The 23,904-nt window shown below is 58.3% G+C and carries 20 protein-coding genes; all 20 read left to right on the forward strand.

Going from position 1 to position 23,904, the window contains the following annotated elements; all coding sequences use genetic code 11:
• Window positions 1–176: 176 nt before the first annotated feature.
• The gene (gene rpsB / locus KGA81_RS13695; RefSeq protein WP_003222119.1) at window positions 177–914 is read left to right on the forward strand and encodes a 30S ribosomal protein S2; all 738 of its coding nucleotides are present in this window, start codon (window positions 177–179) and stop codon (window positions 912–914) included.
• A gap of 189 nt (window positions 915–1,103) precedes the next feature.
• On the forward strand, window positions 1,104–1,967 hold the full coding sequence (tsf, locus tag KGA81_RS13700) for a translation elongation factor Ts (RefSeq protein WP_223546679.1): 864 nt from the start codon (window positions 1,104–1,106) through the stop codon (window positions 1,965–1,967).
• Window positions 1,968–2,176: 209 nt separating this feature from the next.
• Complete coding sequence (pyrH, locus tag KGA81_RS13705; protein WP_108216656.1) at window positions 2,177–2,920, forward strand: UMP kinase; 744 nt, start codon at window positions 2,177–2,179, stop codon at window positions 2,918–2,920.
• Window positions 2,917–3,474 carry a ribosome recycling factor gene (gene frr / locus KGA81_RS13710; RefSeq protein ID WP_108216657.1) on the forward strand — a complete coding sequence of 186 codons (558 nt, stop codon included), beginning with the start codon at window positions 2,917–2,919 and terminating at the stop codon, window positions 3,472–3,474. The genes pyrH and frr overlap by 4 nt, the downstream gene beginning before the upstream one ends.
• A gap of 13 nt (window positions 3,475–3,487) precedes the next feature.
• Window positions 3,488–4,243 carry a polyprenyl diphosphate synthase gene (gene uppS, locus KGA81_RS13715; protein WP_223546681.1) on the forward strand — a complete coding sequence of 252 codons (756 nt, stop codon included), beginning with the start codon at window positions 3,488–3,490 and terminating at the stop codon, window positions 4,241–4,243.
• Window positions 4,243–5,049 (forward strand): phosphatidate cytidylyltransferase, encoded by an 807-nt coding sequence (locus KGA81_RS13720; RefSeq protein ID WP_223546683.1) that lies wholly within the window; start codon window positions 4,243–4,245, stop codon window positions 5,047–5,049. Before uppS ends, KGA81_RS13720 begins: the two co-directional genes overlap by 1 nt.
• A complete protein-coding gene (gene ispC, locus KGA81_RS13725; protein WP_223546685.1) occupies window positions 5,046–6,236 on the forward strand; it encodes a 1-deoxy-D-xylulose-5-phosphate reductoisomerase in 1,191 nt (396 codons plus the stop codon). The genes KGA81_RS13720 and ispC overlap by 4 nt, the downstream gene beginning before the upstream one ends.
• Before the next feature lie 53 nt (window positions 6,237–6,289).
• Window positions 6,290–7,642: a sigma E protease regulator RseP gene (gene rseP / locus KGA81_RS13730; RefSeq protein ID WP_223546687.1), complete on the forward strand. Its 1,353-nt coding sequence runs from the start codon at window positions 6,290–6,292 to the stop codon at window positions 7,640–7,642.
• Window positions 7,643–7,716: 74 nt separating this feature from the next.
• Window positions 7,717–10,107, forward strand: a complete 2,391-nt coding sequence (gene bamA / locus KGA81_RS13735) for an outer membrane protein assembly factor BamA (RefSeq protein ID WP_223546689.1) — start codon at window positions 7,717–7,719, stop codon at window positions 10,105–10,107.
• Window positions 10,108–10,152: 45 nt separating this feature from the next.
• Complete coding sequence (locus KGA81_RS13740; protein ID WP_007990260.1) at window positions 10,153–10,656, forward strand: OmpH family outer membrane protein; 504 nt, start codon at window positions 10,153–10,155, stop codon at window positions 10,654–10,656.
• 3 nt (window positions 10,657–10,659) lie between these two features.
• The gene (gene lpxD, locus KGA81_RS13745) at window positions 10,660–11,715 is read left to right on the forward strand and encodes a UDP-3-O-(3-hydroxymyristoyl)glucosamine N-acyltransferase (protein ID WP_223546691.1); all 1,056 of its coding nucleotides are present in this window, start codon (window positions 10,660–10,662) and stop codon (window positions 11,713–11,715) included.
• Window positions 11,716–11,823: 108 nt separating this feature from the next.
• On the forward strand, window positions 11,824–12,264 hold the full coding sequence (gene fabZ / locus KGA81_RS13750) for a 3-hydroxyacyl-ACP dehydratase FabZ (RefSeq protein WP_007978374.1): 441 nt from the start codon (window positions 11,824–11,826) through the stop codon (window positions 12,262–12,264).
• Window positions 12,261–13,037, forward strand: coding sequence for an acyl-ACP--UDP-N-acetylglucosamine O-acyltransferase (lpxA, locus tag KGA81_RS13755; RefSeq protein ID WP_223546693.1), 777 nt, complete (start codon window positions 12,261–12,263; stop codon window positions 13,035–13,037). The genes fabZ and lpxA overlap by 4 nt, the downstream gene beginning before the upstream one ends.
• Before the next feature lie 2 nt (window positions 13,038–13,039).
• Window positions 13,040–14,170: a lipid-A-disaccharide synthase gene (gene lpxB, locus KGA81_RS13760; RefSeq protein WP_223546696.1), complete on the forward strand. Its 1,131-nt coding sequence runs from the start codon at window positions 13,040–13,042 to the stop codon at window positions 14,168–14,170.
• An 11-nt stretch (window positions 14,171–14,181) separates the two neighbouring features.
• The gene (gene rnhB / locus KGA81_RS13765) at window positions 14,182–14,808 is read left to right on the forward strand and encodes a ribonuclease HII (protein ID WP_223546803.1); all 627 of its coding nucleotides are present in this window, start codon (window positions 14,182–14,184) and stop codon (window positions 14,806–14,808) included.
• A gap of 77 nt (window positions 14,809–14,885) precedes the next feature.
• Window positions 14,886–18,407 carry a DNA polymerase III subunit alpha gene (dnaE, locus tag KGA81_RS13770; RefSeq protein ID WP_223546697.1) on the forward strand — a complete coding sequence of 1,174 codons (3,522 nt, stop codon included), beginning with the start codon at window positions 14,886–14,888 and terminating at the stop codon, window positions 18,405–18,407.
• Between the two features lie 139 nt (window positions 18,408–18,546).
• Window positions 18,547–19,494, forward strand: coding sequence for an acetyl-CoA carboxylase carboxyltransferase subunit alpha (locus KGA81_RS13775; protein ID WP_223442774.1), 948 nt, complete (start codon window positions 18,547–18,549; stop codon window positions 19,492–19,494).
• Window positions 19,495–19,625: 131 nt separating this feature from the next.
• Window positions 19,626–20,954 (forward strand): tRNA lysidine(34) synthetase TilS, encoded by a 1,329-nt coding sequence (gene tilS, locus KGA81_RS13780; RefSeq protein ID WP_223546699.1) that lies wholly within the window; start codon window positions 19,626–19,628, stop codon window positions 20,952–20,954.
• A 274-nt stretch (window positions 20,955–21,228) separates the two neighbouring features.
• The gene (locus KGA81_RS13785; RefSeq protein WP_223546701.1) at window positions 21,229–22,860 is read left to right on the forward strand and encodes a CTP synthase; all 1,632 of its coding nucleotides are present in this window, start codon (window positions 21,229–21,231) and stop codon (window positions 22,858–22,860) included.
• A gap of 5 nt (window positions 22,861–22,865) precedes the next feature.
• Window positions 22,866–23,711 (forward strand): 3-deoxy-8-phosphooctulonate synthase, encoded by an 846-nt coding sequence (gene kdsA / locus KGA81_RS13790; RefSeq protein ID WP_084322286.1) that lies wholly within the window; start codon window positions 22,866–22,868, stop codon window positions 23,709–23,711.
• Window positions 23,712–23,904 lie beyond the last annotated feature (193 nt).

The following is a 23,904-nucleotide window of genomic DNA, read 5'->3' on the forward strand; positions in this document are numbered from 1 at the left end:
AATCCGGGTTCCGTTTTGCCTTGCCTTGTGATATAAAATGCGCCGCTTTCCGGGGATGTCCCGAAAAGCCTAAATCCACACACGTGTCGACACGATGACCTGGGTGCCTTCAGCTGATGCTGCTGGTTGGTCATTGGGATACGTGGAGGCCAAACCCGACTTATTAAGGAACTATCATGTCCCAAGTCAACATGCGCGATATGCTGAAGGCCGGTGTGCACTTCGGTCACCAGACCCGTTACTGGAACCCGAAAATGGGCAAGTACATTTTCGGCGCGCGTAACAAGATCCACATCATCAACCTTGAAAAAACCCTGCCAATGTTCAACGAAGCTCTGACTTTCGTAGAGCGCCTGGCCCAGGGCAAAAACAAGATTCTGTTCGTCGGCACCAAGCGTTCCGCTGGCAAGATCGTTGCTGAAGAAGCAGCACGTTGCGGTTCGCCGTACGTCGATCACCGCTGGTTGGGCGGCATGCTGACCAACTTCAAAACCATCCGTGCTTCCATCAAGCGTCTGCGTGACCTTGAAGTACAAGCCGAAGACGGTACTTTCGCCAAGCTGACCAAGAAAGAAGCGCTGATGCGCTCCCGTGACCTGGAAAAGCTGGATCGTTCCCTGGGTGGTATCAAGGACATGGGCGGTCTGCCAGACGCTCTGTTCGTTATCGACGTTGATCACGAGCGCATCGCGATCACCGAAGCCAACAAGCTGGGTATCCCGGTTATCGGCGTAGTCGATACCAACAGCAGCCCGGAAGGCGTTGACTACATCATCCCAGGCAACGATGACGCAATCCGCGCTATCCAGCTGTACATGGGTTCGATGGCTGACGCTGTCATCCGCGGTCGCAACAATGTTGCCGGCGGCACCGTTGAGTTCGCAGCTGAAGAAACTCAGGCTGCAGCTGAGTAATTGACGCCCTGGCGTTGACTCAGTAAGCAAAAAGGGGGCTTGGCCCCCTTTTTGCCACCTCGAAAACCATTTGTCGGCGCCCACTGCTCTATCTGTAACGTGCGGCAGCTAACAAGGGTGGTTCGGGAAGAATTGATCGCCCGTTCGATCGGGTGGAATGGTTGAAAACCTATCCAAGAGGAATTTGAAATGGCAGAGATTACTGCAGCGTTGGTCAAAGAACTGCGCGAGCGTACTGGCGAAGGCATGATGGACTGCAAAAAGGCCTTGACCAAGGCTGGCGGCGACATCGAGAAAGCCATTGATGACATGCGCGCTTCGGGCGCCATCAAGGCTGCCAAGAAAGCCGGCAACGTTGCCGCTGAAGGCGCTATCGCTCTGAAGGAAGACGGTAAATCCGCCGTTCTGCTGGAAGTGAACTCGCAGACCGACTTCCTGGCCCTGCAGGACGACTTCAAGGAATTTGTTGCAGCAAGCGTTGAAAAAGCGTTCGCCGACAAGTTGACTGATGTTGCTCCGCTGATCGAAGCTCAAGAAACTGCTCGCCTGGTACTGGTCGGCAAGGTTGGCGAAAACGTCAACATCCGTCGTCTGAAGCGCGTTGAAGGTGACGTTGTCGGTGGCTACCTGCACGGCAACAAGATCGGTGTTGCAGTTGTCCTGAAAGGCGGCAGTGTTGAGCTGGCCAAGGACATCGCTATGCACGTAGCGGCTACCAACCCTGAATTCCTGCTGCCATCGGAAGTTTCCGCTGAAGCGATCGAGCGCGAGAAAGGCGTGTTCCTGACGCTGAACGCTGACAAGATCGCCGGCAAGCCGGAAAACATCGTTGAAAACATGGTCAAGGGCCGTATCAGCAAGTTCCTGGCCGAAGCCAGCCTGGTTGAGCAGGCTTTCGTCAAGAACCCTGAAATCAAGGTCGGCGAACTGGCCAAGAAAGCCGGCGCTGAAATCGTTTCCTTCACTTACTTCAAAGTAGGCGAAGGCATCGAGAAGCCAGTGGACAACTTCGCGGAAGAAGTTGCTGCCCAGCTGGCTGCCGCCAAGCAATAAGACGGTTTTTTAACTGTCGCCCAGAAGAGGCTGCCCGCTCACGCGCGCAGCCTCTTTTCAGATGGGGCACCAATTTTTATTTGGTTTCCTTTTGGAACTGGCTTACAAAGCCGTGTTCCGATGGCGCTGAAGCAGCGCCAAGCTAGATTGAACGCCAGCTGTAAACAGCTCGCAAAGAATTTTAAAATACGCCGCAGGAGAGATTCGCAATGGCTCAGCAGGGCAGTGGTTATCAGGCTCGCTATAAACGCATTCTACTCAAGCTTAGCGGCGAGGCCCTGATGGGCTCGGAAGAGTTCGGGATCGACCCGAAAGTTCTGGATCGCATGGCATTGGAAGTTGGCCAACTGGTCGGCATCGGTGTTCAGGTCGGTCTGGTCATCGGTGGTGGCAACCTGTTCCGCGGCGCGGCGCTCAGCGCGGCGGGCATGGATCGGGTTACCGGCGACCACATGGGCATGCTGGCCACTGTGATGAACGCCCTGGCAATGCGCGACGCGCTGGAACGTGCCAATATCTCGGCCATCGTGATGTCGGCCATTTCCATGGTCGGCGTGACCGATCACTACGATCGCCGCAAGGCCATGCGCCACTTGAACTCCAAGGACGTGGTGATTTTCGCGGCCGGTACGGGTAACCCGTTCTTTACGACGGATTCGGCTGCCTGCCTGCGTGCAATCGAAATCGATGCCGATGTCGTACTCAAGGCGACCAAGGTCGATGGCGTCTACACCGCTGATCCGTTCAAAGACCCGCATGCCGAGAAGTTCGATCATCTGACCTACGATGAAGTGCTGGATCGCAAGCTGGGTGTGATGGATCTGACGGCGATTTGCCTGTGCCGCGACCACAAGATGCCGCTACGCGTATTTAACATGAACAAGCCCGGCGCCCTGCTGAACATCGTGCATGGCGGCGCTGAAGGAACCCTGATCGAGGAAGGCGAACAATGATCAACGAAATCAAGAAAGACGCTAAAGAGCGCATGCAGAAGTCCGTGGAATCGCTGGCGCACAATTTCGGCCGCATTCGTACCGGCCAGGCGCACCCGAGCATCCTGGAAGGCGTGATGGTGCCGTACTACGGCGCCGACACCCCGATCAAGCAAGTGGCCAACATCACCGTCAAGGACGCCCGTACCCTGCAAGTCGTCGCCTTCGAGCGCAACATGCTGGGTGCTGTCGACAAGGCGATCGGCAGTGCTGGTCTGAACCTGAACCCGACCAACCTTGGCGAGTTGCTGCTGATCAGCATGCCGGCGCTGACTGAAGAAACCCGTCGTGGTTTCACCAAGCAGGCTCGCGACGTTGCTGAGGATGCCCGTGTAGCGGTGCGTAACATCCGTCGTGATGCCAACAGCCAGCTCAAGGATCTGGTCAAGGAAAAAGAAATCAGCGAAGACGAAGAGCGTCGCGCCACTGGCGAGATCGACGATCTGACCAAGAAGTTCGTGGCAGAAATCGACGCGAAGCTGGCAGAGAAAGAAAAAGACCTGATGGCCGTATAAGGGTCGCGTTTTCATGGAAAAGACCAAGCAGACTGCACCGTTCGCGGTGCCGCGCCATGTCGCGATTATCATGGATGGTAACAATCGCTGGGCGAAAAAGCGCTTTATGCCGGGTGTCGCCGGGCATAAAGCGGGCGTGGATGCGGTACGTGCGGTCATTGAGGTGTGTGCCGAGGCCAAGGTCGAAGTGTTGACCCTGTTCGCCTTTTCCAGCGAGAACTGGCAGCGTCCGGCCGATGAGGTCAGCGCCTTGATGGATCTGTTCTTCAGGGCGCTGCGTCGTGAGGCCAAGCGCCTCAACGACAACAACATCAGCCTGCGCATCATTGGCGATCGCTCGCGTTTTCATCCGGAGCTGCAGGCAGCCATGCGTGAAGCCGAGGCCATGACGGCTGGCGCCAATCGTTTTATCCTGCAGATCGCCGCCAATTACGGTGGTCAGTGGGATATCGCGCAAGCTGCGCAACGACTGGCGCGAGAAGTTCAGGCCGGGCACTTGCGTCCGGAAGACATCACGCCTGATCTGCTGCAGACCTGCCTGGTCACGGGCGATCTGCCGTTGCCGGACCTGTGTATCCGTACCGGTGGCGAGCACCGCATCAGCAACTTCCTGCTCTGGCAGCTGGCCTATGCCGAGTTGTATTTTTCCGACCTGTTCTGGCCGGACTTCAAACACGATGCCATGCGCAATGCGCTGGCCGATTTCGCTTCCCGCCAGCGCCGTTTCGGTAAAACGAGCGAGCAGGTCGAGGCTGGAGCCCGGGTTTAATGCTTAAACAACGAATCATCACCGCGCTGATCCTGCTGCCGATTGCCCTGTGCGGGTTTTTCCTGCTTGAAGGTTCCGGTTTTGCACTGTTCATCGGTCTGGTCGTAACCCTTGGTGCCTGGGAGTGGGCGCGCCTGGCGGGTTTCGCCGGTCAGGCGTTCCGCGTCGGCTATGCCGCTGTGGTCGCTTTGATGCTGTTGCTCATGTACGTCCTGCCCGGTCTCGCGCCTTGGGTATTGGGTGCTTCGGTGTTGTGGTGGGCGGTGGCGACGTATCTGGTACTGACCTATCCGCATTCGAGCGAGCATTGGTCCAGTGCGGCGACCAGGTTGGTGATCGGCCTGTTGATTCTTCTGCCGGCCTGGCAAGGTCTGGTGCAGATCAAACAATACCCGCTGGGTAACTGGCTGATCATGGCGGTGATGGTGTTGGTCTGGGGGGCTGATGTCGGCGCCTACTTCTCTGGTCGTGCTTTCGGCAAGCGCAAGCTCGCACCGCAGGTCAGTCCGGGCAAAAGCTGGGAAGGCGTGTACGGTGGTCTGGCGCTGAGTCTGGTGATTACCGCAATGGTTGCCCTGGTGCGCGACTGGACGGTGGCCGAGCTGCTCAAAGGGCTGATCGGTGCCGCGCTGATCGTGTTCATTTCGGTGGTGGGCGACCTCACTGAGAGCATGTTCAAGCGCCAGTCCGGGATAAAGGACAGCAGCAATCTGCTTCCCGGTCACGGCGGCGTGCTCGATCGTATCGATAGCCTGACCGCAGCGATTCCGGTGTTCGCCGTACTGTTGTGGATGGCGGCCCCATGAGCCGCCCGCAACAGATTACCGTTCTGGGTGCGACCGGCTCGATTGGCCTGAGTACGCTCGACGTCATCGCTCGTCATCCTGAGCGTTATCAGGTCTTTGCCTTGAGTGGCTTCACCCGCTTGAGTGAATTGCTGACGCTTTGCGTGCGCCATGTGCCGCGATTTGCTGTCGTGCCTGAGGTCGCTGCTGCCCGCACTTTGCAGGATGATTTGCGCGCGGCAGGACTTTCGACCCGTGTTGTGGTCGGTGAGGAAGGTTTGTGTCAGGTCGCTTCCGATCCGGAAGTCGATACGGTCATGGCGGCCATCGTCGGTGCAGCAGGATTGCGCCCGACACTGGCGGCGGTCGAGGCTGGCAAGAAGATACTTCTGGCCAATAAAGAAGCGCTGGTCATGTCCGGCGCGCTGTTTATGCAGGCGGTGCGCAAGAGTGGTTCTGTGTTGCTGCCGATCGATAGCGAACACAACGCGATTTTTCAGTGCATGCCGCTCGATTATGCCCGTGGCCTCGAGGCGGTCGGTGTGCGTCGGATTCTGCTGACAGCTTCCGGCGGACCGTTCCGGCAGACGCCAATGGCTGAACTGGCGCATGTTTCTCCCGATCAGGCGTGTGCGCACCCGAACTGGTCCATGGGGCGAAAAATCTCCGTTGACTCGGCCAGCATGATGAACAAGGGGCTTGAGTTGATCGAAGCCTGCTGGTTGTTCGATGCCAGGCCATCCCAGGTCGAGGTGGTGGTTCATCCGCAAAGTGTGATCCATTCGCTGGTCGACTACGTCGATGGTTCTGTTCTGGCGCAGTTGGGTAATCCGGACATGCGCACGCCCATCGCCAATGCCCTGGCCTGGCCGGAGCGGATTGATTCGGGTGTGGCGCCGCTGGATCTGTTTGCCATTGCGCGCCTGGATTTCCAGGCGCCGGATGAAGAGCGTTTCCCTTGCCTGCGTCTGGCCCGTCAGGCAGCCGAGGCGGGTAACAGCGCGCCGGCGATGCTCAATGCGGCGAACGAAGTGGCGGTGGCGGCATTTCTCGACGAACGGGTTCGTTACCCGGAAATCGCGAGTATCATCGAAGAGGTATTGAATCTGGAGCCCGTAGTGGCAGTGGGTGATCTCGAGGCAGTGTTCACGGCAGACGCGAAGGCGCGATTGCTGGCCGGACAATGGTTGAGTCGTCACGGGCGGTAAATGCTGCGGATGGTTGACCCAGGCAGCAGCGGATCGGATTGCGGAGAAAGTAGATGAGCGCGCTCTATATGATTGTCGGCACCCTGGTTGCTCTGGGTGTGCTGGTTACCTTCCACGAGTTCGGCCATTTTTGGGTCGCGCGTCGTTGTGGGGTCAAAGTGCTGCGCTTCTCCGTAGGCTTCGGTATGCCTTTGCTGCGCTGGCACGACAGGCAAGGCACTGAATTCGTCGTCGCCGCGATCCCGTTGGGTGGCTACGTCAAAATGCTCGACGAGCGCGAGGGTGAAGTGCCCCTCGATCAGCTCGGTCAGACCTTCAATCGAAAATCCGTTCGTCAGCGCATTGCCATCGTAGCCGCAGGACCGATAGCCAATTTCCTGCTGGCATTGGTGTTCTTCTGGGGTTTGGCGATGCTCGGCAGCGAGCAGGTGCGTCCAGTCATCGGGGCTGTCGAGTCTGGCAGTATTGCGGCCAAGGCGGGTTTGAGCCCTGGTCAGGAAATCGTGGCCATTGATGGTGAGGCAACTTCCGGCTGGGCGCAGGTGAACCTGCAATTGGTTCGTCGCCTGGGCGAAAGCGGTTCGTTGCAGATAGTGGTTCGCGAACAGGGCTCCACGGCTGATTCTGCTCGTGAACTTGCGCTGAACAAATGGCTCAAAGGGGCAGACGAGCCCGACCCTATCCACTCGCTGGGGATTCGCCCGTGGCGCCCGGCATTGCCGCCTGTCCTGGCTGAGCTCGATCCAAAGGGACCGGCTCAGGCTGCCGGCCTGAAGACGGGGGACCGGTTGCTGGCGCTCGATGGTCGTACGCTGGATGACTGGCAGCAGGTCGTCGATACCGTCCGTATGCATCCTGATACCAAAATCATGCTGCGGGTTGAGCGCGACGGTGCTCAAATCGACGTCCCGGTGACGCTGGCGACTCGCGGCGAGAGCAAATCACCCAGTGGTTACCTGGGGGCTGGGGTGAAGGCGGTCGATTGGCCACCGGAAATGATCCGCGAGGTCAGTTACGGGCCATTGGCAGCGATTGGCGAGGGGGCTCGACGCACCTGGACCATGAGCGTGCTGACCCTTGATTCACTGAAGAAAATGTTGTTCGGCGAGCTCTCGGTAAAAAACTTGAGTGGACCGATAACCATTGCTAAAGTGGCGGGCGCTTCGGCCCAGTCGGGTGTAGCTGATTTCCTGAATTTCCTTGCTTATCTGAGTATTAGCCTGGGCGTTCTGAATTTGTTGCCCATTCCGGTACTGGATGGGGGGCATTTGTTGTTTTATCTGATCGAGTGGGCGCGTGGTCGTCCCTTGTCGGATCGGGTGCAAGGTTGGGGGGTACAGATCGGTATCAGTTTGGTGATCGGGGTGATGTTGCTTGCTCTGGTCAATGATCTGGGTCGATTGTAACGCTTCGCTGAATTGCGAATCTGCCGCATTTTGCGGCAGTTTGTTTATTGCCAGTTGGAATAAGAAAGGACTTCATGAAACGTCTGCTGCTAACTGCGGTTCTCACCGTATTGATGATCGCCGAAGTTCACGCCGAGTCCTTCACTATCTCTGATATTCGCGTCAATGGCCTCCAGCGGGTCTCCGCGGGGAGCGTCTTTGGTGCTTTGCCGTTGAACGTCGGTGAACAGGCGGATGATCGTCGCCTGGTGGAATCCACTCGTGCGTTGTTCAAAACCGGTTTCTTTCAAGATATCCAGCTGGGCCGCGATGGCAACGTCCTGGTCATCACGGTAGTCGAGCGTCCGTCTGTTGCCAGTATCGAGATCGAAGGTAACAAGGCGATCTCCACCGAAGACCTGATGAAAGGCCTCAAGCAATCCGGTCTGGCCGAAGGCGAGATCTTCCAGCGTGCCACCCTTGAAGGTGTGCGTAACGAACTGCAGCGCCAGTACGTCGCCCAGGGTCGCTACTCGGCTACCGTCGACACCGAAGTGGTGCCGCAACCGCGTAACCGCGTTGGCCTGAAGGTCAACATCAACGAAGGTACGGTTGCCGCTATCCAGCACATCAACGTGGTGGGCAACACGGTTTTCCCCGATGAAGACCTGATCGACCTGTTCGAACTCAAGACCACCAACTGGTTGTCGTTCTTCAAGAACGACGACAAGTACGCCCGTGAAAAACTGTCCGGTGACCTGGAGCGTCTGCGTTCCTACTACCTGGACCGTGGCTATATCAACATGGATATCGCTTCGACCCAGGTATCCATTACGCCGGACAAGAAACACGTCTACATCACCGTCAACATCAACGAAGGCGATAAATACACCGTTCGTGACGTCAAGCTCAGTGGCGACCTGAAAGTCCCTGAAGACCAGATCAAGTCCCTGCTGCTGGTGCAGAAAGGCCAGGTGTTCTCACGCAAGCTGATGACCACCACCTCCGAGCTGATCACCCGCCGCCTGGGTAACGAGGGTTATACCTTCGCCAACGTCAACGGCGTGCCTCAACCGCACGATGAAGATCACACCGTAGATATCCTGTTTGCGGTCGATCCGGGCAAGCGTGCCTACGTGAACCGCATCAACTTCCGCGGCAACACCAAGTCCGAAGACGAAGTGCTGCGTCGTGAAATGCGCCAGATGGAAGGCGGCTGGGCTTCGACCTACCTGATCGACCAATCCAAGACCCGTCTTGAACGTCTGGGTTTCTTCAAGGAAGTCAACGTTGAAACCCCGGCCGTACCGGGTGTCGATGACCAGGTGGACGTCAACTACAGCGTTGAAGAGCAAGCCTCCGGTTCGATTACCGCCAGCGTCGGTTTCGCCCAGAGTGCCGGTCTGATCCTCGGTGGCTCGATCACCCAGAACAACTTCCTGGGTACCGGTAACAAGGTCAGCATCGGTTTGACCAAAAGCCAATACCAGACGCGTTACAACTTTGGTTTTGTCGACCCCTACTGGACCGCAGACGGCGTGAGCCTGGGTTACAACGCGTTCTACCGCACGACTGACTACGATGAGCTCGACACCGATGTCGCCAGCTACGCCGTAGACAGCCTGGGTGCCGGTGTGAGTGTCGGTTATCCAATCAGCGAGACTTCGCGCCTGACCTTCGGCCTGAATGCACAACAGGACAAGATCAAGACCGGTCAATTCACCGTCGACGAAATTTTCGACTTCGTTAACAAGGAAGGTGATCAGTACCTGAACTTCAAGGCTTCGGCCGGCTGGTCCGAATCCACCTTGAACAAAGGCGTATTGGCGACCCGTGGTCATTCTCAAAGCTTGACGGCGGAAGCCACCATACCGGGTAGCGACCTGTCGTTCTTCAAGCTCGATTACCGTGGCCAGTTGTTCCAGCCACTGACCGACAATTACACCATGCGCCTGCACACCGAATTGGGTTATGGCGACGGTTACGGCTCGACCGATGGCTTGCCATTCTATGAAAACTACTATGCTGGTGGTTTCAATTCGGTTCGTGGCTTCAAGGACAGTACTCTGGGCCCTCGTAGTACGCCGAGTCGTGGCGTGGGTGTAACGGGTAACGCCGGAACGCTGGCTGATCCGGACGATGATCCACTGCCGTTTGGTGGTAACGTCCTGATCCAGGGTGGTGTGGAGGTACTGTTCCCTATGCCTTTCGTCAAGGATCAGCGATCCCTGCGCACTTCGGTATTCTGGGATGTGGGTAATGTATTCGACTCCAAGTGCGAGCAGACGACCAATACCAATCCTGCGTCGAAGTCCAACACGCAGTGCAACGACATCAGCTTGAGCGATATGGCCAGTTCTGTCGGTGTGGGTGTGACCTGGGTCACCGCACTGGGTCCTCTGAGTTTCGCATTGGCCATGCCGGTCAAGAAACCGGATAACGCTGAGACTCAAGTGTTCCAATTTTCCCTCGGCCAGACGTTCTAAGCGTCTGACCCAAGATAACGACAATGAATTTTGTAGGAGTGCATCGTGCGTAAGTTGACTCAATTGGTTCTCCTGGCCAGCGTACTGGTCGCTGGTCCGGCATTTGCCGACATGAAAATTGCTGTTCTGAACTATCAGATGGCTCTGCTGGAGTCAGACGCGGCGAAGAAATACGCCGTGGATGCCGAGAAGAAGTTCGGTCCCCAACTGACCAAGCTCAAGACCCTGGAAAGCAGCGCCAAGGGCATTCAGGATCGCCTGATGGCCGGTGGCGACAAAATGCAGCAGGGCGAGCGCGAGCGTCTGGAGCTTGAATTCAAGCAAAAGGCCCGTGACTTCCAGTTCCAGTCCAAGGAACTGAACGAAGCCAAGGCCGTTGCCGACCGTGAAATGCTGAAACAGCTCAAGCCGAAACTGGACAGCGCTGTGGAAGAAGTCATCAAGAAAGGTGCTTTTGACCTGGTCTTCGAGCGTGGCGCAGTGATTGATGTCAAGCCTCAGTACGACATCACTCGCCAGGTTATCGAGCGCATGAATCAGCTGAAGTAATCCATGACCGTGACCATTAAGCTCGGCCAGTTGGCCGAGTTCCTCGGCGCCACGTTACGTGGCGACTCCGAGAAAGCAATTACTGGGCTGGCCACCTTGCAGGAGGCTGGCCCAACTCAGTTGAGCTTTCTCGCAAACCCCCAATACCGTAAGTATCTGGCAGGCAGTCAGGCTGCAGCCTTGTTGCTGAAAGCCGCTGACGCCGAAGGTTATCGCGGTGATGTGCTGGTGGTGCCGGATCCGTATGCGGCCTACGCACGTGTTTCCCACCTGTTCGATCCCAAGCCCAAGGCCGCTGCCGGCATACATCCCACGGCAGTGATCGCGGCGGATGCGGTCGTCGATCCTGCGGCAAGTATCGGTGCTTTTGTGGTGATCGAAAGCGGTGCGCAGGTTGCAGCCGGTACGACTGTCGGTGCGCATTGCTTCATCGGTGCTCGCAGCGTGGTGGGTGAGGGTGGCTGGCTCGCGCCGCGTGTGACCCTGTATCACGACGTTCGCGTCGGCAAACGGGTTGTCATTCAGTCCGGAGCGGTGCTCGGAGGCGAAGGCTTTGGTTTTGCCAATGAAAAAGGTATCTGGCAGAAAATCGCCCAGATCGGTGGCGTGTTGATCGGCGATGACGTTGAAATCGGCGTGAATACAGCTATAGATCGCGGTGCACTGGCCGATACCGTGATCGGCAACGGTGTGAAGCTCGACAACCAGATTCAGATTGCCCACAACGTTCAGATCGGTGATCACACCGCCATGGCGGCGTGCGTCGGGATCTCCGGCAGTACCAAAATCGGCAAGCATTGCATGCTCGCCGGTGGCGTAGGGCTGGTGGGGCACATCGACATTTGTGACAACGTTTTCATTACCGGGATGACCATGGTGACCCACTCGATTACCGAGCCAGGTGCCTATTCTTCTGGTACGGCCATGCAGCCGGCAGCCGAGTGGCGCAAAAGCGCGGCACGCATTCGTCAGCTCGATGACATCGCACGGCGTCTGCGCCAGCTGGAAAAGCAAGTAGGGGAAGTGACCCCTGACGGTAATGCTTCATCAGATGGCTGATACCATTTCCATATCAAGTGCGCGCAGCCGCTAGACTGCGTCCCTGATTTGCTAGTGGAGCGTGCGCCAGTCGCGCGCTCCCAATCTTTACATAGGCTTCCCCCCGAAATGATGGACATCAACGAGATTCGCGAATACCTGCCTCACCGTTACCCGTTCCTGCTGGTAGACCGGGTAGTGGAGCTGGATGTTGAAGGCAAGCGCATTCGTGCCTACAAGAATGTCAGCATCAACGAACCGTTCTTCAATGGTCACTTCCCTGCGCATCCAATCATGCCTGGCGTATTGATCATCGAAGCGATGGCTCAGGCTGCCGGGATCCTTGGTTTCAAAATGCTCGACGTGAAACCGGCCGACGGCACTCTTTATTACTTCGTCGGTTCCGACAAGCTGCGCTTCCGCCAGCCGGTTCTGCCGGGCGATCAGTTGATCCTTGAAGCCAAGTTCATCAGCTGCAAGCGTCAGATCTGGAAGTTCGAATGCCAGGCTTCGGTCGATGGCAAGCCTGTCTGCTCCGCTGAAATCATCTGCGCGGAACGCAAGCTATGAGTTTGATTGACCCTCGTGCAATCATCGATCCGACAGCCGTTCTGGCTGACGGTGTCGAGGTCGGCCCATGGTCGATCGTCGGCGCAGGTGTGGAAATCGGCGAGGGGACAGTCATCGGGCCGCACGTGATTCTCAAGGGGCCGACGCGAATCGGTAAGCACAATCGCATCTACCAGTTTTCCTCGGTGGGCGAAGACACGCCTGACCTGAAGTACAAAGGCGAGGAAACCCGCCTGGTGATTGGTGATCACAACGTCATCCGCGAAGGCGTGACGATTCACCGTGGCACCATCCAGGACCGTTCGGAAACGACCCTGGGCGATCACAACCTGATCATGGCATATGCCCACATCGGCCACGACAGCGTTATTGGCAATCACTGCATCCTGGTGAACAACACCGCACTGGCGGGCCATGTGCATGTGGAAGACTGGGCGATCCTTTCCGGTTTTACCCTGGTTCACCAGTATTGCCACATTGGCGCCCACAGCTTTTCAGGCATGGGTACTGCAATCGGCAAGGATGTTCCTGCGTATGTCACGGTGTTCGGTAATCCTGCCGAAGCCCGCAGCATGAACTTCGAGGGCATGCGTCGTCGCGGTTTCAGCGAAGATGCAATTCACGCCCTGCGTCGCGCCTATAAGGTGGTTTACCGCCAGGGCCTGACGGTCGAACAGGCGCTCGTCGAACTGGCCGAGCCTTCCATGCAGTTCCCGGAAGTAGCGGTGTTCCGCGACTCCATCCAGTCTTCGACCCGCGGCATCACCCGCTGATCATGGCCAATCTGCGTATCGCGCTGGTGGCGGGTGAGGCTTCCGGCGACATTCTGGGCGCGGGTCTCATGCGCGCACTCAAAGCTCGTCACCCAGCGGTCGAGTTCATCGGTGTCGGTGGTCCGTTGATGCAGGCTCAAGGCCTGACCTCGTATTTCCCGATGGAACGTCTGTCCGTCATGGGCCTGGTGGAAGTGCTGGGCCGATTGCGCGAGTTGCTGGCACGGCGCAAGAAGCTGGTCGCCGACCTGATCGACGCGAAACCCGATGTGTTCATCGGTATCGACGCGCCAGACTTCAACCTCAATATCGAACTCAAGCTACGTCAAGCCGGGATCAAGACCGTGCATTACGTCAGCCCGTCGGTCTGGGCCTGGCGGCAGAAGCGGGTGCTGAAGATTCGCGAAGGCTGCGACCTGATGCTCACGCTATTCCCGTTCGAAGCCAGATTCTATGAAGAGAAGGGCGTACCGGTGCGGTTCGTCGGCCATACCCTGGCCGATGCCATTCCACTCGAAGCCGATCGCACCGCAGCGCGGGCCGAACTTGGTTTGCCTGACGGGCCGCTGGTGGCGTTGATGCCTGGCAGCCGCGGTGGTGAAGTTGGCCGACTCGGCGCGTTGTTCCTCGATACAGCCCAGCGCTTGCGTGCGCTGCGCCCGAACGTGCGGTTTGTCATGCCTTGCGCCAGTGCGCAGCGCCGGGCTCAGCTGGAGGAGTTGCTGGCCGGTCGTGATCTGCCGTTGACCTTGCTCGATGGCAACTCCCATCTGGCCCTGGCCGCCTGCGACGCCGTGCTGATTGCCTCCGGAACCGCAACGCTTGAAGCATTGCTGTACAAGCGGCCGATGGTGGTTGCTTACCGTCTGGCACCGCTGACGTTCTGGATCCTCAAGCGCATGGTGAAAAGCCCCTACATTTCATTGCCGAACTTGTTGGCCCAGCGTCTGTTGGTGCCCGAGTTGTTGCAGGACGATGCAACGGTCGAAGCGCTGGCCCAGACCTTGTCGCCGCTGATCGAAGGCGGTGAAGAGCAGACCCGTGGCTTTGACGAGATTCACCGGACCCTGCGACTGGATGCCTCCAACCAGGCTGCGGATGCAGTTCTGAACCTGATCGGCCAAGACAAATGAGTAAAACAAGCATGCAGATGGGGCTGGATTTCACCTTGGTCGCGCAAGTCGAAGAGTTGGTTGCCGGTGTCGATGAAGTCGGTCGCGGCCCGCTCTGTGGTGCGGTAGTGACAGCCGCGGTGATCCTTGATCCGAACCGGCCGATCCTGGGTCTGAACGACTCGAAGAAACTCACCGAAGCCCGCCGCGAAAAGCTCTACGACGAAATCTGCGAAAAAGCCCTGAGCTGGTGTATCGCTCGCGCTGAAGTCGAAGAAATCGACGAACTCAATATCCTGCACGCCACCATGCTGGCCATGCAGCGTGCGGTCGCCGGGCTGCATATCCAGCCGAAGCTGGCGATGATCGACGGCAACCGTTGCCCGAAACTGCCGATGCGCTCCGAAGCCGTGGTCAAGGGCGATAGCAAGGTTCCCGCTATCGCCGCTGCATCGATTCTGGCCAAGGTCAGTCGTGATCGTGAAATGGCTGCGTTCGAATTGATCTACCCGGGTTACGGCATCGGCGGCCACAAAGGCTACCCGACGCCCGTTCATCTGGAAGCGCTGGCACGGCTTGGGCCGACCCCGATTCATCGGCGTTCGTTTGCCCCGGTGCGGCTGGCGTACGAGGCGCTAGAGAGCATCGTAGAGAGTTAGTCGCAAGGCTGATTTTTTTTACCAAGGCCCGGTACAATCCGGGCCTTGTTGTCTTCATGTTTACAGACAGGATCACTATGCCGGCTTCATTCGTTCACCTACGCCTGCACACTGAATACTCCCTGGTCGACGGTCTGGTGCGGATCAAACCGCTGGTCAAGACCCTGGTCGGCATGAACATGCCTGCCGTTGCGGTCACTGACCAGAACAACATGTGTTCCCTGGTCAAGTTCTATAAAAATGCCATGGGTGCCGGGATCAAGCCGATCTGCGGCGCCGACCTGTGGCTGTCGAACAAGGATCCGGACAATCCGCTGAGCCGGATCAGCTTGCTGGTGATGAACGCCGAAGGCTATCGCAACCTTACCGAACTGATTTCCCGCGGCTATATAGATGGTCAGCGCAATGGTGCGATCATCATTGAGCGCGAATGGGTCGCTGAAGCCAATGCGGGCCTGATCATGCTGTCGGCGGCCAAGGAAGGCGAGATCGGCCAGGCCATGCTCAGCGGCAACCCCGCCGAGGCCGAAACCCTGGCTCGGGAATGGATGGACGTATTTCCGGATCGTTTCTATCTGGAAATCCAGCGCACCAACCGCCCGAACGATGAAGAACAGCTGCACGGTGCCGTGGCCCTGGCCGAGAAGCTCGGTGCGCCGCTGGTGGCGACCAATGACGTGCGCTTCATCAAGCAGGAAGACTTCGCCGCCCACGAAACCCGCGTTTGCATCGGTGAAGGCCGCGCCCTCGACGATCCGCGGCGTTCGAAGAATTACAGCGATCAGCAGTACCTCAAAAGTGCCGAGGAAATGACCGAGCTGTTCAGCGATATTCCCGAGGCGTTGGAAAACACCGTCGAGATCGCCAAGCGCTGCAACATCGAAGTGAAGCTGGGTACGCACTTCCTGCCCAACTTCCCGATCCCCGATGGCATGACCATCGACGAGTACTTCCGCAAGGTGTCCTTCGACGGCCTGGAGGAGCGCCTTAGTGTACTGCTGCCCAAGGACACCACCGAAGACTACGAAGCCAAGCGTCAGGTCTATGTCGACCGGCTGAATTTCGAGCTGGATATCATTATCCAGATGGGGTTCCCCGGGTACTTCCTGATCGTGATGGACTTTATCCAGTGGGCCAAGAACAACGGCGTACCGGTGGGCCCTGGCCGTGGATCGGGTGCCGGGTCGCTGGTTGCCTATGTGCAGAAGATCACCGACCTTGATCCACTGGAATACGACCTGCTGTTCGAACGTTTCCTTAACCCGGAACGGGTATCCATGCCCGACTTCGACGTCGACTTCTGTATGGACGGTCGTGACCGGGTGATCGACTACGTGGCCGAGAAGTACGGCCGCAATGCGGTAAGCCAGATCATCACCTTCGGTTCCATGGCGGCCAAAGCGGTGGTCCGCGACGTGGCGCGGGTGCAGGGCAAGTCTTATGGCCTGGCGGATCGTCTGTCGAAGATGATTCCGTTCGAGGTCGGCATGACCCTGGAAAAAGCCTACGAGCAGGAAGAGATCCTGCGCGACTTCATCAAGGTCGATGAAGAAGCTGCGGAAATCTGGGAAATGGCCCGCAAGCTCGAAGGCGTTGTGCGTAACGTCGGCAAGCACGCCGGTGGTGTGGTGATCGCGCCGACCAAGCTGACTGACTTCTCGCCGATCTATTGCGACGAGGCCGGTGACGGTCTGGTAACCCAGTTCGACAAGGATGACGTCGAGGCGGCTGGCCTGGTGAAGTTCGACTTCCTCGGCCTGCGAACCCTGACGATCATCGACTGGGCGCTGAAAACCATCAACCGCGACCGCGCCAAGGTCAACGAACCGCCGCTGGATATCGCGTTCATCCCGCTGGATGACAAGCCGACCTACACCCTGCTGCAAAAAGCCGAAACCACGGCGGTGTTCCAGCTTGAATCCCGGGGCATGAAAGAGCTGATCAAAAAGCTCAAGCCCGACTGCCTGGAAGACTTGATCGCGCTGGTGGCGCTGTTCCGTCCGGGTCCGCTGCAATCGGGCATGGTGGACGACTTCATCAACCGTAAGCACGGTCGCGCCGAACTGGCGTATCCGCACTCGGACTACCAGTACGAAGGCCTCAAGCCCGTACTGGCACCGACTTACGGCATCATCCTGTATCAGGAACAGGTGATGCAGATTGCCCAGGTCATGGCCGGTTACACCCTTGGTGGCGCGGACATGCTGCGTCGCGCCATGGGTAAGAAAAAACCCGAGGAAATGGCCAAGCAGCGCGGCGGCTTCATTGAAGGTTGCGCCTCCAACAACATCGATGCAGACCTCGCCGGTAACATTTTCGACCTGGTAGAAAAATTCGCCGGTTACGGCTTCAACAAATCCCACTCCGCCGCCTATGGCCTGGTGTCGTATCAGACTGCGTGGCTGAAGGCGCACTACCCGGCGCCGTTCATGGCTGCGGTACTTTCGGCGGATATGCACAACACCGACAAGGTCGTGACCTTGATCGAAGAAGTGCGGACCATGAAGCTGCGTCTCGATGCGCCGGACGTGAACACCTCCGAATTCAAGTTCACGGTGAACGACGAAGGCCGGATCATTTACGGTCTGGGCGCCATCAAGGGCGTGGGTGAGGGTCCGGTCGAGGCGATCACCGAAGCGCGTCTGGCCGGTCCGTTCAAGGATCTGTTCGATTTCTGCGCCCGGGTCGACCTCAAGCGCATCAACAAACGCACCCTCGACGGCTTGATCCGCAGCGGTGCGCTGGATCGCCTCGGGCCGTATTTCCACGATGAGCAGAAAGCCTACCAGGCCAACATCGACCGCAATCGCGCGGTGCTGCTGACGGCCATGGAAGAAGCGATCAAGGCGGCCGAACAAACTGCACGCACCCAGGACAGCGGTCACTCCGACCTGTTCGGCGGTCTGTTTGTCGAAGACGATGCCGACGTCTACGCCAATCACCGCAAGGCCAAGGAACTGACCCTCAAGGAGCGCCTGAAAGGGGAGAAAGACACCCTCGGCCTGTACCTGACCGGTCACCCGATCGACGAATACGAGGGTGAAATCCGTCGTTTTGCCCGTCAGCGCATCATCGACCTGAAACCGGCGCGCGATACCCAGACGGTTGCCGGGATGATCATTGCCTTGCGGGTGATGAAGAACAAAAAGGGCGACAAGATGGGGTTCATCACCCTCGATGACCGCTCCGGACGGATCGAGGCCTCGCTGTTTTCCGAGGCATTCCACTCCGCGCAGTCGCTGTTGCAGACCGACGCGATGGTGGTGGTCGAAGGCGAGGTCAGCAATGATGACTTCTCCGGTGGCCTGAAGTTGCGGGTCAAGCGGGTGATGAGCATGGAGGATGCGCGCACTAATCTGGCCGAAAGCCTGCGCCTGAAGTTGCATGCCAAGGACCTCAAGGGCGATCAGCTACGCTGGCTGGGTGAACTGTTGAAGCGTCACCGCGGTGCGTGCCCGATCACCATGGATTACACCAGCCCGGATGCGAAGGCCTTGTTGCAGTTCGGCGAAGGTTGGCGGATCGATCCGGCGGATGCGTTGATTCAAGCCCTGCGTGACCAGTTCGGGCGAGACAACGTCTTCCTCCAATACCGTTGACCGGCAGGTGATATCGCAATGCCTGCCCGCAACCTGAATTTTTAATCTCGACCTCAACGCGCCTCTCCCTTAAGGTAGGGCGCGAATAGACAACCGGCCGGCCCAAGATCCCTTGGGACTCGACCCAAGACGGACGCCTATGAACCCGAATTTTCTAGATTTCGAACAGCCGATCGCCGACCTGCAAGCCAAGATCGAAGAGTTGCGCTTGGTCGGTAATGACAATTCGCTGAATATCGGCGATGAGATCTCCCGCCTGCAGGACAAGAGCAAAACGCTGACCGAAGACATTTTCGGCAAGCTGACCAGCTGGCAGATCGCACGTCTGGCGCGTCATCCGAAACGTCCGTATACCCTGGACTACATCGAACACATCTTCACCGAGTTCGACGAGTTGCACGGTGACCGTCACTTCTCCGACGATGCTGCCATCGTTGGCGGTATTGCCCGTCTGGACGACAAGCCGGTGATGATCATCGGTCACCAGAAGGGCCGTGAAGTGCGCGAGAAAGTTCGCCGCAACTTCGGCATGCCACGTCCGGAAGGCTACCGCAAGGCTTGCCGCCTGATGGAAATGGCCGAACGTTTCAAAATGCCGATCCTGACTTTCATCGACACCCCGGGCGCCTACCCTGGCATCGACGCCGAAGAGCGTAACCAGAGCGAAGCGATCGCCTGGAACCTGCGTGTCATGGCTCGTCTGAAAACCCCAATCATCGCCACTGTGATCGGTGAGGGTGGTTCCGGTGGTGCGCTGGCGATCGGTGTCTGCGACCAGTTGAACATGCTGCAGTACTCGACCTATGCGGTAATCTCGCCGGAAGGTTGCGCTTCGATTCTGTGGAAAACCGCCGAGAAAGCACCGGATGCCGCAGAAGCGATGGGCATCACCGCCGAGCGTCTCAAAGGCCTGGGTATCGTGGACAAGGTGATTGGCGAGCCATTGGGTGGCGCGCACCGTGACCCGGCCGCTGCTGCCGCATCGATCCGCGCCGAGCTGAGCTCGCAACTGGCGATGCTGAAGAAGTTCGATAACGACGCGCTGCTCAAGCGCCGCTACGATCGACTGATGAGTTACGGTCTCTAACTGACCTCGCGGTACCCCTGTAGGAGCTGCCGCAGGCTGCGATCTTTTGATCTTGTTTTTTTAAATCAAAGTCAAAAGATCGCAGCCTGCGGCAGCTCCTACAGGGGATTCATGTGAAGCGATCGATCCTGATGAATCCTTCCGATCCTGATTGGCCTGCCAGGCTTCTGCTGAGTCTGCAGCCTTGGCGCAACGCCACAGCCTGGCGCATCGCCTTCTCCGGCGGCCTGGACTCCACTGTCCTGCTGCACCTTCTTGCACACCTCGCAAAAACCGAATCCCTGCCGGCGCTGAGCGCCATCCATGTTCATCACGGCCTTCAAGCCGTGGCCGATGCGTGGCCGGAACATTGTCGCTCTGTGTGCGCTGCGCTGGGCGTTCCGTTGCAGATCGTTCGTGTCCAGGTGCAGCCCGGTGCCAGCCTTGAGCGTGCAGCCCGGGATGCTCGCTATCACGCCTTTACTGAAGCCGTTCAGGCCAACGAAGTGCTGCTGACAGCCCAGCACCGCGACGATCAGGCGGAAACCCTGCTGTTCCGATTGCTGCGAGGGGCCGGCGTGCGCGGACTATCGGGTATGCCGCGTCAACGCCCGTTGGGCAGGGGGCATTTGCTGCGGCCATTGCTCGACGTCACGCGGGCTGAACTGGAGGCCTATGCCAACGAGTATGGGTTGAGCTGGATCGAAGATCCTTCAAACGAAGACCGGCAGTACTCGCGCAACTACCTTCGCCATCAAGTCTTCCCCGTGCTGATCCAGCGCTGGCCGCAAGCGGTGGCGACCATGGCCCGCAGCGCGGCGCATTTGACTGAAGCGCAGGGGTTGCTCGAAGAACTGGCAGACATGGATTTGCATGGGGCCAGCTCTGCCAGCGAGTTCGACTGGCTGGGATTGCGATCCCTTGAGCTGGCGCCCCTTGCGCAACTGTCTGGTGCCCGGCAGCGCAATGCCCTGAGTCATTGGCTCGAACCATTGACCCGCCTGCCGGACACTGACCATTGGTCGGGTTGGGAGGGTTTGCGCGATGCCACCGGCGATGCCTGCCCGGTGTGGCGACTGGCCGATGGCGAATTGCATCGGGCGGGCGGGCGGATCTGGTGGCTGTCCGGTTGCTGGTTGCGCACTGCGCCCTCTGCTGGATCGTGGCAAAGTCCAGCATCACCGCTGATATTGCCGGATAACGGTGTGCTGAGTGTCATCGGGCAAATCCCCGGTGGCCCGTTACAGATCCGCTATCGTGAAGGGGGAGAGGTCATGGCTTTGCCAGGCCGCGGCCATCGGGACCTGAAACGTTTGCTCAATGAAAGCGGTGTACCGTCCTTCGTACGCGGCAGATTGCCGCTGCTCTACAAAGGCGACCAATTGCTGGCAGTGGCGAACCTGAAAGGACTCGACGGTAGCGTGAGCGGAGGCTGGAATTTACATTGGCAGCCACCAGACGCGGATCTGGGTTTGAGATGAAAGGGGCTTTCCGGTAGACTACGCTCCCTTCTTGATACAACTTCTGTGGATTCGCCTGAATTGCAGGAGTTGCCGATTACCAGGCAGTCTTTGCTGGGCGATTCCAAAAAATGTGTAGCGAGCAACGAACCGGTGTTTCATTTTCCGGTCTGTCCCAACGCGGCGGTTTTTTTGAAAGGTGCACTGTGATTAATGCAGGTGATCGGGGGCTTCGGCCTTCCTTCGCTTTCCCCGGCGGCTCGGACCGCTTTAACGCAGACTTCTAGGGTTTTTCATGACGCGCTACATATTCGTCACGGGCGGTGTTGTTTCTTCATTGGGGAAAGGCATTGCATCGGCATCATTGGCGGCCATCCTGGAGGCGCGGGGACTTAAGGTCACCATGCTGAAGCTGGACCCGTACATCAACGTCGACCCGGGCACCATGAGCCCGTTCCAGCACGGTGAAGTGTTCGTCACTCACGACGGAGCCGAGACCGACCTGGACCTGGGCCACTACGAGCGGTTCATCCGCACGACCATGACCCAGAACAACAACTTCACCACCGGCCGTGTCTACGAACACGTCCTGCGCAAAGAGCGCCGTGGTGACTACCTGGGTGCAACCATCCAGGTGATCCCGCACATCACCGACGAAATCAAGCGCCGCATCATCAAGGGTGCCGGCGACGCAGACGTGGCAATGGTCGAGATCGGTGGCACCGTGGGTGACATCGAGTCGCAACCGTTCCTCGAGGCGATCCGCCAACTGCGTTTCGAAGTCGGCGCCAAGCGCGCGATGCTGATGCACCTGACACTGGTGCCGTACATCGCCACTGCCGGCGAAACCAAAACCAAGCCAACCCAGCATTCGGTGAAGGAACTGCGTTCCATCGGCCTGCAACCGGACGTGCTGGTCTGCCGTTCCGACCACCCGATCGATATTTCCTCGCGTCGCAAGATCGCGCAGTTCACCAACGTTGAAGAGCGTGCGGTGATCGGCCTGGAAGACGCCGATACCATCTACAAGATCCCGGGCATCCTGCACTCCCAGGGTCTGGACGATTTCGTCGTCGAGCGTTTCGGCTTGCAGTGCGGCGGTGCCGATCTGTCCGAGTGGGAAGCCGTGGTCGACGCCAAGCTCAACCCGGAGCACGAAGTCACCATCGCCATGGTCGGCAAGTACATGGAGCTGCTGGACGCCTACAAGTCGCTGATCGAAGCGATGAGTCACGCCGGCATCAGCAACCGTACCAAGGTCAACCTGCGCTACATCGACTCCGAAGACATCGAGAACCAGGGCACTGCGTTGCTGGAAGGCGTCGATGCCATCCTGGTGCCGGGCGGCTTCGGGTTGCGTGGCGTTGAAGGCAAGATCACTGCCGTTCAATACGCTCGCGAAAACAAGGTTCCATACCTGGGTATCTGCCTGGGCATGCAAGTGGCCGTTATCGAGTTCGCACGTAACGTGATGGGCTGGAAAGACGCCAACTCCACCGAGTTCGATCGTGCCAGCGGTCACCCGGTCGTGGGCCTGATCACCGAATGGGAAGATGCCACCGGCGCTGTCGAAACCCGTACCGAAACCTCCGATCTGGGCGGCACCATGCGCCTTGGCGCGCAGGATTGCCTGCTGGAGCCGGGCTCCCTGGTCCACGACTGCTACGGCAAGGACGTGATTGTCGAGCGTCATCGTCATCGCTACGAAGTGAACAACAACCTGCTGCCGCAAATCATGGAAGCCGGTTTGAAAATCTCCGGTCGTTCCGGGGATGGCGCACTGGTTGAAGTGGTTGAAGCGCCGGATCACCCATGGTTCGTCGCTTGCCAGTTCCACCCTGAGTTCACCTCGACGCCACGCGACGGTCATCCGCTGTTCAGCGGTTTCGTCAAGGCAGCGTTGACTCAACACCAGAAGAAGGCGTAACCCCGATGGCACAGAAGATCATCCGCGTCGGCGACATCGAGATTGCCAACGACAAACCCATGGTGCTGTTCGGCGGCATGAACGTGCTGGAAAGCCGCGACATGGCGATGCAGGTTTGCGAAGAGTATGTGAAGGTCACCGAAAAGCTCGGTATCCCTTACGTGTTCAAGGCCAGCTTCGACAAGGCCAATCGGTCTTCTGTGACCTCCTATCGTGGTCCTGGCCTGGAAGAAGGCATGCGCATCTTCCAGGACATCAAGCAAGCCTTCGGCGTGCCGATCATCACCGACGTCCACGAGCCTGAGCAGGCCGCGGTCGTCGCTGAAGTCTGCGACATCATCCAGTTGCCAGCCTTCCTGTCGCGCCAGACCGACCTCGTGGTCGCGATGGCCAAGACCGGTGCAGTGATCAACATCAAGAAAGCCCAGTTCCTCGCGCCTCAGGAGATGAAGCACATCCTGAACAAATGCGTAGAAGCGGGTAACGATCAGTTGATCCTTTGCGAGCGTGGTTCGAGCTTCGGCTACAACAACCTGGTCGTCGACATGCTCGGCTTCGGCATCATGAAGCAGTTTGAATACCCGGTGTTCTTCGACGTGACCCATGCGCTGCAAATGCCTGGCGGTCGTTCCGATTCCGCTGGTGGTCGTCGCGCCCAGGTCCTCGATCTGGCAAAAGCAGGCATGAGCCAGTCCCTGGCTGGTTTGTTCCTCGAAGCTCACCCGGATCCGGACAACGCCAAGTGCGATGGCCCTTGCGCCTTGCGCCTGGACAAACTGGAGCCATTCCTGGCCCAGCTCAAGGCTCTGGACGAACTGGTGAAGAGTTTTCCGACGGTAGAAACCGCGTAATCCTCAATTCTCCCTGTGTAGGAGCTGGCTTGCCAGCGAAGGGGCCCTGTAGGAGCTGGCTTGCCAGCGAAGAGGCCCTCAAGTCTTGCCGAGATTTTAAGACCGCCTTCGCTGGCAAGCCAGCTCCTACAGATAGCAATATGACCCACAAGTTATAATTCGAGCGGTACCAAGCGTTTTCGTCAACTTTGGA

The organism is Pseudomonas sp. A-B-19 (genome assembly GCF_019947515.1).
Taxonomy (GTDB): domain Bacteria; phylum Pseudomonadota; class Gammaproteobacteria; order Pseudomonadales; family Pseudomonadaceae; genus Aquipseudomonas.